The sequence below is a fragment of the Marinobacter sediminum genome (assembly GCF_016820575.1).
GTDB lineage: Bacteria > Pseudomonadota > Gammaproteobacteria > Pseudomonadales > Oleiphilaceae > Marinobacter > Marinobacter sediminum.
Genome location: NZ_JAEMQH010000001.1, coordinates 1,232,577 through 1,245,489, shown reverse-complemented (window position 1 = coordinate 1,245,489; position 12,913 = coordinate 1,232,577). Strand labels below are relative to the sequence as shown.

The 12,913-nt window shown below is 60.3% G+C and carries 9 protein-coding genes; 1 reads left to right on the top strand and 8 read right to left on the bottom strand.

Annotated features, from left to right (window positions below):
- Positions 1–20 precede the first annotated feature (20 nt).
- Together FGO67_RS05480 and FGO67_RS05475 are read right to left on the bottom strand one after the other, a co-directional pair.
- A complete protein-coding gene (locus FGO67_RS05480) occupies positions 21–3,047 on the bottom strand; it encodes an efflux RND transporter permease subunit (protein ID WP_203299669.1) in 3,027 nt (1,008 codons plus the stop codon).
- Complete coding sequence (locus FGO67_RS05475) at positions 3,047–4,126, bottom strand: efflux RND transporter periplasmic adaptor subunit (RefSeq protein ID WP_238942174.1); 1,080 nt, start codon at positions 4,124–4,126, stop codon at positions 3,047–3,049. The genes FGO67_RS05480 and FGO67_RS05475 overlap by 1 nt, the downstream gene beginning before the upstream one ends.
- 196 nt (positions 4,127–4,322) lie before the next feature.
- Here FGO67_RS05475 and FGO67_RS05470 point away from each other — a divergent pair, with 196 nt between their 5' ends.
- Positions 4,323–4,970 (top strand): TetR/AcrR family transcriptional regulator, encoded by a 648-nt coding sequence (locus FGO67_RS05470; protein ID WP_203299667.1) that lies wholly within the window; start codon positions 4,323–4,325, stop codon positions 4,968–4,970.
- Here the strand turns inward: FGO67_RS05470 and astB are convergent.
- The 6 genes from astB to FGO67_RS05440 all read right to left on the bottom strand — a co-directional run bounded on the left by astB (position 4,967) and on the right by FGO67_RS05440 (position 12,855).
- The gene (gene astB / locus FGO67_RS05465; protein ID WP_203299666.1) at positions 4,967–6,307 is read right to left on the bottom strand and encodes an N-succinylarginine dihydrolase; all 1,341 of its coding nucleotides are present in this window, start codon (positions 6,305–6,307) and stop codon (positions 4,967–4,969) included. The two genes, FGO67_RS05470 and astB, sit on opposite strands and share 4 nt — an antisense overlap.
- Positions 6,308–6,344: 37 nt before the next feature.
- Positions 6,345–7,823 carry a succinylglutamate-semialdehyde dehydrogenase gene (gene astD / locus FGO67_RS05460; protein ID WP_203299665.1) on the bottom strand — a complete coding sequence of 493 codons (1,479 nt, stop codon included), beginning with the start codon at positions 7,821–7,823 and terminating at the stop codon, positions 6,345–6,347.
- Between the two features lie 84 nt (positions 7,824–7,907).
- Positions 7,908–9,020, bottom strand: coding sequence for an arginine N-succinyltransferase (gene astA, locus FGO67_RS05455; RefSeq protein ID WP_203299664.1), 1,113 nt, complete (start codon positions 9,018–9,020; stop codon positions 7,908–7,910).
- A gap of 43 nt (positions 9,021–9,063) precedes the next feature.
- Positions 9,064–10,080, bottom strand: a complete 1,017-nt coding sequence (locus tag FGO67_RS05450) for an arginine N-succinyltransferase (RefSeq protein WP_203299663.1) — start codon at positions 10,078–10,080, stop codon at positions 9,064–9,066.
- Positions 10,081–10,089: 9 nt separating this feature from the next.
- Complete coding sequence (locus FGO67_RS05445) at positions 10,090–11,304, bottom strand: aspartate aminotransferase family protein (RefSeq protein WP_203299662.1); 1,215 nt, start codon at positions 11,302–11,304, stop codon at positions 10,090–10,092.
- 99 nt (positions 11,305–11,403) lie between these two features.
- Positions 11,404–12,855 carry an exonuclease domain-containing protein gene (locus FGO67_RS05440; protein WP_203299661.1) on the bottom strand — a complete coding sequence of 484 codons (1,452 nt, stop codon included), beginning with the start codon at positions 12,853–12,855 and terminating at the stop codon, positions 11,404–11,406.
- Positions 12,856–12,913 lie beyond the last annotated feature (58 nt).

The following is a 12,913-nucleotide window of genomic DNA, read 5'->3' as shown; positions in this document are numbered from 1 at the left end:
AATCCCGGTTCAGCGCTGGCTCAGGCCGGCGCGTTCTCAGGCTCAGGCACCGGGGCCTTGATCAGTTGCGTGCACACCGCCGGGATTACCAGCAGGGTCAATACCGTAGAGGCCAGCAGCCCGGAGATGATCGCCCAGGCCATGGGTGGCCACAGGGTTGAGCTGGAGAACGCCAGCGGCAGCAACCCGGCTACGGTGGTGGCGGTGGTCAGCAGGATTGGCCGGGTGCGCTGCTCGACCGCCTTGCGCACCGCATCCCGAATGCCCTCACCAGCCGCCAGTTGCCGGTCCATGACATCCAGCAGCACGATGGCGTTATTCACCACTATCCCCACCAGGGCGATCACGCCCAGCAGCGACTGGAAGCCAAACGGCGAATTCGATAGCACCAGCCCCGGGAATATGCCCACCGTGGCCAATGGCACCGTCAGCAGGATGATCCCGACCCGGCGGAAGGAATTGAACTGCAACAGCAGGAAGAACAGCAGTAACAGCACGCCAATGGGTGCGGCCGTAAGCAACGCGCTGTTGGCATCGCCAGAGCCTTCGGCATCGCCACCTAGAGCAATCCGGGTGCCAGCAGGCAGCGGGTTTTCCTCAATGGCCTGGTACATGCTCTCCAGGGCACTACTGAAGCCATAACCTGCCTGCAGGTTGGCGGTCACGGTATTCATACGCACGCCGTCGCGCAGGTACCACACTGCCGGCTCCCAGCTGGTCTCCACGGTGGCCACCGCGGACAGAGGTACCGCATCGCCGCGATCGTTGTAGATGTTGATGGACAGCAAACGAGACAGCGAAAGAGACGTCCCCTCCCGGGAGCGCAACACTAACGGAATCGGATTGTCTTCCTTCCGGTACCGCTCCGCCACCACACCAAAGCTCTGACCATACAGGCCTTGGGCAACGTCGGCTCTGGTCAGACCGTAACGTGCGGCGGTAGCGTCGTCTACATTGATGGCGATGCTTGGCCCCCCGATATCCAGATCGTGGCGAACATCCACCGTGCCTTCGGTTTCACGCAGGATGGAAAACACACTCGTCACCGCCTCAGAGCGGGTTTCGTCATTGGCGTGGTAGACCCGGACCTCCACCGGTGCCGCCCTGGGCGGGCCCTGGCCGAGTATGCCAACGGTCACGTCCAATTCCGGCATTTCATCGCGCACATGAGCGCGGACCCAGCGAATCATTTCGGTGGTATCGGCCAGGGTTGGCGTGCGAATCACCAGGCGGGCGCGATTGGGTGCCTGCGGCGCCCGTTGCAGGTTGTAATAGAAACTCGGGCCGGTAAACCCGACGAACCGATGAACTTCCAAGGCGTCGGGTTGAGTGCGGATCATCCTCTCCAGGGCCTCTGCAGCTTCGGCCGTGCGAACCTGGTCGGTACCCTCGGGCATGTAAAGTTCAACGATAACTCGTGGCCGGTCGGCATTGGGAAAGAACTGCTTGGCCATGAACGGCGTCATGCCGACGCTGATGGCCACCAGCAGCGCACCGGCGGTAATCAGGCGGCCCGGATAGCGGGACACCAGCCCACCGAGAGCCCGCGCCAATCCGATCAGGCGATCTTTACCGGCCTGTTGGCGAGGCTTCAGGAAGCGGGCTGCCAACAGGGGTACCGCCGAAATCGCCAGCAGGTAACTGACCGACAGGGTCAGCATGATCATCACCGGAACACCCCGGGTGAAATCAGCCGTGCCGCCCTTGGACAACAGCAGCGGCGCAAACGCCGCCAAAGTGGTGCCGGTGGACGCGCCCAATGGCCCGGCGAGTTCTCCAACCGCAGTGCGCAGGGCATCAAGCCGGCGACTGCCATGATCCAGATGATGCTGGATGTTCTCCACAATCACGATGGCGTTGTCGATGAGGATCCCCAGGGAAATCACCATGCCGATCACGGCTATCTGATGCAGCACCCCACCGCCCAGGTCGTACAGGCCAATACTGATCAATGCCACCATGGGCAAGATCGAAGCCACCAGTACACCCATGCGGATGCCCATGCCGGTGAACACCACCGCGACAATGATCAGTACCGACAGCACCAGGCTCCAGGCCAGGTTATCCAAGCGTTGCTCAACCTTGTCCGGCTGAAAAAACATCTCTCGAATCTCGTAGGGCTCGAACTCGCCGCGGATCGCCTCTACCCGTTCACGCACCCGCTGGCCAAACCGGATGGCGTCGGTAGTGCCCTCCTCCATGATGATTGAGAGCAGCACCACTCGCTCGCCGTCGAACCAGGTTTCCGGCTGGCGAGGCTCGACCGGCCCACGCCAAACGTCGGCTGCTGCTGCCAGAGGCACCTGGGAGCCGTCGGGCAATTCAATTGGCGTGGCGCGAATGGCCTCAATGTCAGCAAATTCGCTGTTTGGCAGCACAGACAGGCGTCGGCCGTCCACCACAACGAATCCACCGGGGATGGTCTGATTTCTGCGCGCCAGGGTATCCAACACCCGGGCCGGGGAGATGCCCAAACGGTGCAGCGCGGCATCATCCAACGCCAAGGTGATCTGCTCGTCGGCGTCGCCTTCAAGCACTATGCGCGAGACCCCGGAGATGTCGGACAGATTCTGTTTCAGGCGCTCGGCTACCGAGCTCAGTTCAGTCACCGAGGCGGCGCCCGACACCGCGAGCACTACCGCCGGTATATCGATAAGCCGGTCATCCAACGACATCTGGCCCACATCGTCGGGAAAGTCCTGGCGGGCCCGATCCATGGCCAGGCGTACCCGATCCCAGGCGGAGTCCGTGTCGTAGATGGTGTCATTCAACTTCAACCGGGCCAGGGCCACACCAGTGCGGGCCGTGCCTTGGCTGAAATCCACCTCTTCGACCTGGCGCAATTCAGCGACCAGAGGCCTCAGTACCAGCCGCTCGACGGCGTCGGCACTGGCACCCGGGTAGTTTACGGTAACCATGCCGGCCCGGTAGGGAAACGAGGGATCTTCCTGGCGCGGCATGGTGCTGTAGGCGGCGATGCCCAGCAAGCACAGCATGGTGACCACCATGCCCAGGAGCCGGCGACAATTCAGCAGTCGGCGAGTCATCACCGCACCTCCACGGCGTCACCATCGGTGAGCCGGGTCATACCCGCGTAGACCACCTGGTCACCGGGAGAAAGCTCTTCGGTACGAACCACCACACGCTCACCCACGATACGCTCGACAGTCACCGGAACGCGTCTGGCCTGGCCGTCCCGCACCCGGAACACGCCCGTGCCCTCACCTGTACGCACCACCGACAGTAGAGGCACGGTGGTCGCTGACATACGCACTGGCGTGATGCCCACTTCCACCGGCGCGCCAGACTCCAGCGAATCCACCGGCAGGCTCACCAGAATCGGGTGCAGTTCACCTCGGACTGCGCCAGCCTGGGCAATTTCCACCACCGAGCCAATCTGGGGCGGACGGGTCCGGTCCTGCACAGACCAGATCGGCAGTTCCTGCTGCAGAGTCACATGCTCCAGCAAGTAAGCCGGTACCCGAACCTCCACTTCCCGGCCCTGGGGGGATGACATCCGCATTACCGGTTGCCCTGCGGCAACAAATTCGTCCTGCTCCACCAGCAGGGCTTCAACCCGGCCCGAGAATGGCGCTCTTAGCGTGCTTTCATCCAATAGCTGGGTAGCCTCGGCCAAAGCCGCCTGAGCCGTGGCCACGCTGGCCCGGAGCGAATCCCGCCGAGCAGCAAGCTGTTCCAGGCTCTGCTCCGACACCACGCCCCGCTCGTGCAATCGGCTGGACCGATCCCATTCCCGCTTGGCCTGCTCGAACTGGGTTTTCAGCTCATCCAGCTTGGCCCGGGCCGAATCCCGCGCCGGGGCCAGGGCCGGATTATAGACACGCGCCAGCACGTCACCGGCGCTGACTGTTTGGCCCAGCTCCACGGCACGTTCTTTCAGGGTACCGCTGACCTGAAACGTCAATGTTGCCCGCTGGGTCGCTCGCACGATGCCGGAGAAACGCAACGCCAGACCCTCGGTCTGACCACCGGTCACGTCGGCAACTCTTACCGATACGGTGGGCTCTGAAGTTTCGGCCGAGACATCACCGGCTTTACAGCCAGACAGCGACATCGCGGCGGCGATAGCAATAACAGCGGCGAATGATGAGAGAAGTGGCTTCATGATTTGTCCTTTCATCCATGCTCTGGTCGGTGACGGGCTTCCGCTCCATCGGAATCCCGAGACTATAATTACGACATAATGTCACTCTTTGACATTTTGTCAATAATCAGGCCTTATTCACTTTGAGGTATGATGCCAACGCCGTAGTGGTAAGTAGTGGTAAGTAGTGGCAAGTTATAGCTATATGGGACGTCAGATGAGTGAACCGCTGAAAACACGCCGAGAACGAGAGCGCCAGGCTCGCTACGATGCGATCCTGGACGCGGCTGAACTGGTTTTTTCAGAAAAAGGCTACGAGCGCACGTCCATGGATGACATCGCCCGCACCGCCAGCCTGAGCCGGGCGCTGCTGTACGTCTATTTCAAGGATAAGGCGGCCATCCAGCGGGGCATCATGCTGCGGGCCGGACAAAGCCTGGCGACCCGTTTCCAGGAGGCCCGCGATCGGGCCGACACCGGGCTGGCGCAGATCGCGGCCATGGGCGAGGCGTACTATCGGTTTTACCTGGATGAGCCGGATTACTTCTCGGCATTAACCACGGCGTCTACGGCGATGGCCGAGGCCGATGAGAGTCAGACAGAAGAGATGCTGTGTTCGAAGTCTGATCTTATGGCGCTGATGATTGGCGCCATCCGCCTGGGGCTGGAGGACGGCACCATGAGCCGGGACCGGATTGCAGACCCGGTCCAGACCGCACTTTATCTTCGGGGCGCCCTCCATGGCGTCCTGTTGCTGTGTCAGTCAGAACTCAGCACCGGTAACGGCAAACCGGGCGAGAATGTTTCCGCCGATGCGCTTATCCGGCACACGATGGAAATGCTGACGTCGTCGATCGCGTCCTAGAGCTGGAAGTCGTAAATCGATCCGAGCCCCAGAATACCCGTCAGCTCGTCCAGGGCCTTGCGCACCTCCTCCAGCAACATCGGATCAGCCAGGTCCGCCTGTGACAGCCGGTCCCGGTAGTGCGCCTTGACCCAGGCGGTCAGGCGCTCATACAAATCGTCGGTCAACAGCACACCCCGGTGCATGGCCTTGAGCTCCTCATCGCTCAGCACGACCCGCAAGCGCAAACAGGCGGGGCCGCCGCCGTTGCGCATCGACTGTTTGACGTCAAACACCTCGACCGAGGTGATGGGTCCGCCGGACTGCACCAGGGTATCCAGGTAGCGACTGACCGAAGCCACTTCCCGACACTCGCCGGGCACCGCCAGCATCATGCCATCCGGGGTCTTCAGCAACTGGCTGTTGAACAGGTAGGAAGCCACGGCATCCTCAATCGGCACTTCCTCACTGCTAACCCGCACTGCTTCAAGTTCGGCACCGGTCAGGCGCGACCGGATATCGGCCAGCACCCGCTCCTCTTCGAGAAACGCCATGTCGTGATAGAACAGGGTGTTGCCATTGCCGACTGCGATGACATCGTTGTGGAACACGCCCGCGTCGATGGCATTCGGGTTTTGCTGGGCAAACACCGTGTGCTGGTCATCAAGCCCGTGCAGCCGGGCAATGGCCTGGGAGGCCTCCAGCGTTTGTCGGGCCGGGTATTTTTTCGGAGCCGGGGCCTGATCATTGAACGCCACCTGCCCGTACACGAACAGTTCTACACCCGGTTCGCCGTAGCCGCCACACAGGCGAGTATGGTTGGCAGCACCTTCGTCACCGAACTGGCTCACCGACGGCAGCGCCGGATGATGAGCGAAATAGCCCTCATCGGCGAAGATCGCCTTCAGTGCCCGCCCGGTCACTCGATGCTCAATGGAGCGATGGAACTTGGCGCTCAGGTTGGCCGGGGTGAAATGCACCCGGTGATCGGCGGTATCGGCGCTGGGCGATACCGTCGCCGCATTGGCGGTCCACATGGTGGACGCAGACGACACCGCCGCCAGAATCGACGGACTGGATTTCGCGGCCTGCTCCAGGATCTGGCTGTCCGCCCCCTCAAAGCCCAGCGCCCGTAGCGTTGGGATATGGGGCCGTTCATGGGGCGGCAGTATGCCTTGGACGTAGCCACGGTCCGCCAGCCGCTTCATCTTCGCCAGCCCCTGCAGCGCGGCTTCCTTGGGATTGGATTCCGCGCGCACATTCGACTTCGAGGCCACGTTCCCCCAGGACAGCCCGGCGTAGTTGTGAGTAGGCCCAACCAGACCGTCGAAATTCGCTTCTACCGCGTGCTTCACCATCGCTGTTCGTTCCGTTTTTATTGGTCGCAATTAGGGGTTACTTGTCGAAATTCAGGCCAGGAGCGAGGCTTTCCGGCACCTCACTGTGGCGCGATTCCAACGAGGCCATCGGCCAGGCGCAGTAATCCGCCGCGTAGTAGGCACTGGCACGGTGGTTACCGCTGGCACCCACACCGCCAAACGGCGCGGCGCTGCTGGCACCGGTCAACGGCCGGTTCCAGTTCACGATGCCGGCCCGCACTTCCTCAACCAATCGGTCGTAGAGTTTGCGATCATCGGTTAGGATGCCGGCGGACAAGCCGTAGCGGGTATCGTTAGCCAGCTCCAAGGCATCATCGAAGCTCTTGTAGCGATATACGGTCAACAGTGGTCCGAAGAATTCCTCGTCGGCTACATCCAGCCCGGTGACATCAACGATGCCCGGTGACAAAAGGCCGGTGCCCGGCTTGACCTGCTTCATTTCAAGCAACGACTTGGCGCCTTTTTCGAGCATGCTAGCCTGGGCATCCAGCAGTTTTTCTGCAGCTTCCGCGGAAATCACCGAGCCCATGAACGGTTGTGGATCGGCATCAAACTCGCCAACCTGAATACGGCCCGACAGCTCCGCCAGGCGATCCAGGAACTCATCGCCTTTCTTGCCCTTGGGTACCAGCAGGCGACGGGCGCAGGTGCAACGCTGGCCGGCGGATAGAAACGCCGATTGCAGGGCGTGGTGTACGGCGCCATCGACGTCGGCTACATCCTGCACGATGAGCGGGTTGTTGCCGCCCATTTCGAGCGCCAGGATTTTCTCCGGCTGGCCGCCAAACTGCTCATGCAGCAGATGGCCCACGGTGGAGCTTCCGGTAAAGAACAGGCCATCGATCATTGGATGTCCGGCCAGGGATTTGCCAGTCGCGGACGCGCCCTGGACCAGGTTGATCACGCCTTCGGGAATGCCTGCCTTCTCCCAGAACTTGACGGTCATCTCGGCAACACCCGGCGTCAGTTCGCTGGGTTTGAACACCACGGTATTACCCGCCAGCAGTGCCGGAACAATGTGGCCGTTGGGCAAGTGCCCCGGGAAGTTGTAGGGACCAAACACCGCGACAACGCCGTGGGGGCGATGGCGAAGCACCGCATGACCGCCCGCCACCTCGGACTCGGAATGCCCGGTGCGATCGTTATAGGCCTGAACGGAAATGGCGACTTTGCCGATCATGGCGGCCACTTCGGTGCGGGATTCCCAAAGCGGCTTACCGGTTTCCAGACCGATCTGGTGTGCCAGCGCTTCCTTGTGCTCCTCGAGCTGGTCGCGGAAGGCCTCAACCACCGCCAGACGTTCCGCGAAGCTCTTGCGGCGCCATTTCACAAACGCGTTGCGGGCCTCACGGACCGCGGCATCGACGTCTTCCAGATTGGCGGCATTGCCGTCCCAGACGGTGTCTCCAGTAACCGGCTGGGTTGATTCAAAGTATTCGCCGTGACCCTGGAGCCACAGGCCATCAATGAATAGTTCACCTGTCAGGTTTGCCATATCAGAGCACCTCCCGGTACTGGACTTATATAAGTTTGATGGCGGCAAAGCGCCACTGTTCAATGGGTTCGGAATCTCAATTTTTCAGAAACGGCTTCGCGACTCGCGAACGCGTTCGTCCGCCTTGTCATGACTCCGGTGCGCATGCAGGAACTGGGGGCCGTTATCCTTTAACGGGGCCAGTCGAACCGGATCACCCGACTCCAGGTTCAAAGCCTCGGCCACCTCGAGCGGCATCTTGACCGTATCCGACCCGATGCAGCTGGCCGGAATGGTGGTCACCCGGAAATCCCGGAACGACCGATTGGAAATCATGACCCGCTCGCCGGCTGGAACATCCAGATCAATCGGGGTTTGCGTGACCATCGCATAGCGGTTGATCGACTCCCGAACCGTTCGGATGTTGTGCACGAACGCTTCAACCACCGGGCCACCGTCAAAAATATCCACCAGACCGTTGAAGTTGAAACCCTCAGCCTGAAGCATCTTGAGCGCTGGCGCGGTGTTTTCGTGCACCCGGCCGATAACGGCCCGGGCGGGATCCGGCAGCATCGGCAGGTAGATGGGGTACTTGGGCATCAGCTCGGCAATAAAGGCCTTGTTACCGAGCCCGGACAGCATGTCCGCCTCGGTGAACTCCATGTCGAAGAACTTGCTGCCAAGGGCATCCCAGAGTGGGCTACGGCCGTCCCGGTCAGACACGCCCCGCATCTCGGCAAAGACTTTCTCCGAGAAATGCTTGCGGAACTCGTCCAGGTACATGAACCGGCAACGTGACAGCAGCAAACCACTGCCACCGCCCTTGTAGTCATCCGACAACAACAGCGAGCAGATCTCACTGGTGTCGGTCATGTCATTGGACAAATGAAGCGTGGGCGTACGCACGTGCACGCCCAGCTCCTTGGAGGCATTGACCGTAATGCTGAGGCGATAGTTATAAAACACCTCGTCCAGCCCGACCCGGGCCTGGATACCACTGATACCCACGGTTTTCTTCAGCTCGGTGTCTTCGAGCGCAAACAGGTACAGCCCGGCTTCCGGGGCGCAGCGCTGGTTGAAGGTTTCACGGGTGTGCGCAATTTTCTTCTGCAACAGTTTGCGGTCTGCTGGTAGGGTGGTCAGTCCCTTGCCGGCGTTTTGCGCCATGGCATAGAGATCGTCAAGATCGCTTTCCTGAAGCGGGCGAATCACCAGCATGTCACGCCCTCCCTCGGGGTTAATACAACAGGCATCATTCTGTTCATAACGGTGCCATCCTTACCGCGTCGCCCGCGCTTTTTTCCAGCACTTTCCAGGCCTTCACCGACACCTTAAGTTCATCATCCAGTGCCTCTTCCGCCCGAGCTATCGTGCATCGGAACGCCAAGCCTTCCCCGGCAGCGATCAGGCACTGGTCACCAGCCTCATCCTGACTTCCATGGAGACTCTTGCGATGACTGGTCACCAGGGTGTGGACCGAATCGGTGCGAGCTTCCAGTACCGGGCCAGCATCGAAAATGTCCAGGTAGCAGCCGGAGTGGAAACCCTCGCGCAGCAACAACTCCAGATTGAGTTTGGTCATTGGGTGGCACTGCCCCAATGCTGCCTGGGCCTGTTCAGTCAGCAGAGTGACGTAAACCGGGTTTGGCGGCATCAGCTCGGCAATGAAGGTTTTGCTGAGTAGGGAGGAATACTGGTCGGCGGTTTCAAAATCCATGTTGAAGAAGTGCCGCGCCAGGCTGTCCCAAAACGGCACGCTGCCGTTTTCGTCCTGCACACCCTGAATTTCAACCACCAGCCGCGACGAGAACCACTCCCGGTGCTCGGCAATGAACAGCATTCTGGCCCGGGACAGCAACTCAAATGCCTCGGTGTTGCGCAGTTCAGGGCGAATGGAAAACGAGCACAGCAGGGTCTGGTCGGTCAGGGAATGGGACGGGTACAGCACTTCTACCCGGCGCGACACACCCAGTTCATGGGAGGCATGAACCAGTGCATCGCGGCGATAGTTATAAAACGGCTGACCGTTACCGGCACGGGCATCAATGCCGGCTGTTCCTGCCACCTGGCCGGTGTTGGTATCTTCCAGAACAAACAGAAACCGTGGCGCGTCACTGGCCGGCACGTTGCCGGCGAAGGAGGCCAGGGAATGTTCAATTTTGCTCGCAAGGGCTTCGGACTGTTTGGGCAGGGTTGAGGAAAGACGGGCACTCTGGGTGCCCGCTATCTCAAGGATCTGCTCCAAGTCAGCCGGTTGGGCCGGACGTACAAGCCACATATCGACTCCTTACGCCGTCAGCTTCTTCACCGCTTTTTCAAACCGCTCGAGCGCATCATCGATGTCGGATTCCGGGATAATCAGCGACGGTGCAAGCCGCACGACGTTGGCACCGGCAACCAGCACCATCACGCCTTCGTCCAGACCGGCGTTCAGGAAGTCCTTGGCCTTGCCCTGCCACTTCTCAGTCAGGACGCAACCGAGCAAAAGCCCGGCGCCGCGCACTTCGCTGAACACACCGTAGCGTTCGCCGATGTCCATCATGCCTTTGCGCAACCGGTCGGAGCGCGCCTTCACGCCCTTCAGAATATCCGGCTGACTGATCGTATCGACAACCTTCTGCGCCACCGCACAGGCCAGAGCGTTGCCGCCGTATGTGCTGCCGTGGGTGCCAACACCCAGACTCTTGGCCACGTGAGCCGTGGTCAACATGGCGGCAACCGGGAAACCGCCGCCCAGGCCTTTGGCACTGGTCAGGATATCCGGAGTGACGCTGTACATCTGGTAGGCGTACAAGTGACCGGTTCGGCCAGCACCGGACTGAACTTCATCAAATACCAGCAAGGCGTCGTGCTCGTCGCACAGCTCGCGCAGTCCTTTCAGAAACTCCGGGTCAGCCGGCATTACACCGCCCTCGCCCTGAATCGGCTCGACCACGATGGCGCAGGTCTTTTCTTTCGAAATCAGTTTCTTCACCGACTCCAGATCGTTGAACTCGGCGTGGTGGATACCACCCGGCGCGGGCTCGAAGCCTTCCAGGTACTTGGGCTGACCACCCACGCTAACGGTGAACAGAGTCCGGCCGTGGAAAGCGTTCTTAAAGGAAATGATCTCGTTCTTCTCTGGACCGTGGTGCTCCCAGGCATAACGACGCACCAGTTTGAACGCTGCCTCGTTGGCTTCGCCGCCGGAGTTGGCGAAGAACACCCGCTCCGCAAATGTCAGATCGCACAGACTCTTGGCCAGCCGAAGTGCCGGCTCGTTGGTCATCACGTTGGACAGGTGCCAGATTTTTTCCGCCTGATCATGCAGCGCGCTCAACAGGCCAGGGTGAGAATGGCCCAGACAGGTCACTGCGATGCCGCCCTGCAGATCAACAAACTCCCGCCCCTCCTGATCCCAAATTCGGGAACCTTCACCTCGGACCGGGATGATCGAACCGGGTGCGTAGTTGGGTACCATGACTTGATCAAAAAGTTCGCGAGTGACGGGTTCTTTGTGCATAAATCTCTCTCGGGAAACGCGGATGAACGCATAACAATAGTAAAGTCACCGCACCGGGCAAGTAAGTACGTGTGCGGACCTAACCCCATGATACGCCACTCAGGGCATTAGCACATCCGGTGCACCAATCGCCGGCAACTCAAGGATTTTGCGGTTTTTTCCGTCCCGGCCGTGCAGCGCCTTGATCAGCAGCTTGTAGGAATCCAGATCGAACGTGACCGCCTGGCCACTCAGGGAAAGCTCGTGCAGGTCGGCTTCCTCATGCACGGTGGCTACGTGCATCCAGTTGTACACCACGAGGATGTCGGTACGGTCAGAAGATCGGTCATGCTCCACAACTCCCACCGGACCTTCCCAGGGCCAGGTCTGCAGACGCAAGGCGTGAAAGGCGATCTGGGTGCGCAAGTTGTAACGAGTGACATCTTCCAGCCCTTCACAGGCACCCCTGCAACGCCCGAGGGCACGCTGGAAACAAGCGCCCTCATGATCAGGCTCCAAGCCCAGCAAGCGGTTGCACAACTCATTCTTCGCGGCAATGCCGCTTAAAGCGCGCTCAGCATCGCGCTTGCTTCGAAACAGCCCGAAGTAATTGCCCAGTCTGTGAGGCTCGATTTCCCTGACCAGACGTGCCTGTAGATAGCCTGCCCCCGTCTCACTCAGCTCTATGCTCACCAGGTTCTTGGCGGCCCGGGAGCGACGGTTAAAGAGTGGTTTCAGGGTTTTGATCTGCTTCAGTTCCAGCAACAACGCGCCGAGCTCGCCCGCGGTCTGGGTCCAGTCCACCCGACGCAGACTTTCTGACATCCGCACACCGCGGCTGGAGTTATGGTCGCCGGAGAAATGCGAAGCCACCCGCTGGGCAATGTTGGTGCTCTTGCCCACGTAAAGCAGTGCGTCGTTCTCGCCGTAAAATCGGTAAACACCGGGGCTCGACGGCAAATCCTGGAGCGTGTCCGGCGGCAAATGGGAGGGAATACTGGGGCGCTGAAGCAAGGTGGCGATGGCATCCTCCATAACCTCATCACCTCGTTCGGCGCGTGCGTGCAGGAAAAACGACAGCATTGCCTCGACATCACCCATGGCTCGGTGACGCTGAACCCGGCCCAAGCCGTGGCGCTCAATCAGGGCATCCATGTTGTGGCGGCGGAACTCCGGATACAGTCGGCGCGACAGCTTCACCGTGCATAGAACTTTGGCGGAAAAAAGATGCCCAAGCCGGCGGAATTCTGACTTGATAAAGCCATAATCAAACCGGGCGTTGTGCGCCACAAATACGGTGCCCTTCAGCTTCTCTTCCAACTCGTCGGCGATGTCCGCGAATAGCGGTGCATCGGCCACCATATCATTGGAAATACCCGTAAAGTTCTCGATGAAGGCAGAGATCCGGGTCTCTGGATTGAGGAGGGTTTGCCACTCTCCCACCATCTCACCGGCGCGCCAGAATCGTATGCCGATTTCTGTGATTCTATCCCGGGCAGAATTACCTCCCGTGGTTTCAATATCCAGAAAAGCGAAAGTGGTGTCCTGAAGGTGGGTGCTTTGGTTTGTCATAGTTCCATTGTACGCGGGTGGCACATCCGCAGATGTTTGTATAGCAACGAAATCCACC

Bases quoted from the DNA above. Each gene is read 5' to 3' on its own strand.
- FGO67_RS05480 (WP_203299669.1), bottom strand. From the start codon at position 3,047: ATGACTCGCCGACTGCTGAATTGTCGCCGGCTCCTGGGCATGGTGGTC.
- FGO67_RS05475 (WP_238942174.1), bottom strand. From the start codon at position 4,126: ATGAAGCCACTTCTCTCATCATTCGCCGCTGTTATTGCTATCGCCGCC.
- FGO67_RS05470 (WP_203299667.1), top strand. From the start codon at position 4,323: ATGAGTGAACCGCTGAAAACACGCCGAGAACGAGAGCGCCAGGCTCGC.
- astB (WP_203299666.1), bottom strand. From the start codon at position 6,307: ATGGTGAAGCACGCGGTAGAAGCGAATTTCGACGGTCTGGTTGGGCCT.
- astD (WP_203299665.1), bottom strand. From the start codon at position 7,823: ATGGCAAACCTGACAGGTGAACTATTCATTGATGGCCTGTGGCTCCAG.
- astA (WP_203299664.1), bottom strand. From the start codon at position 9,020: ATGCTGGTGATTCGCCCGCTTCAGGAAAGCGATCTTGACGATCTCTAT.
- FGO67_RS05450 (WP_203299663.1), bottom strand. From the start codon at position 10,080: ATGTGGCTTGTACGTCCGGCCCAACCGGCTGACTTGGAGCAGATCCTT.
- FGO67_RS05445 (WP_203299662.1), bottom strand. From the start codon at position 11,304: ATGCACAAAGAACCCGTCACTCGCGAACTTTTTGATCAAGTCATGGTA.
- FGO67_RS05440 (WP_203299661.1), bottom strand. From the start codon at position 12,855: ATGACAAACCAAAGCACCCACCTTCAGGACACCACTTTCGCTTTTCTG.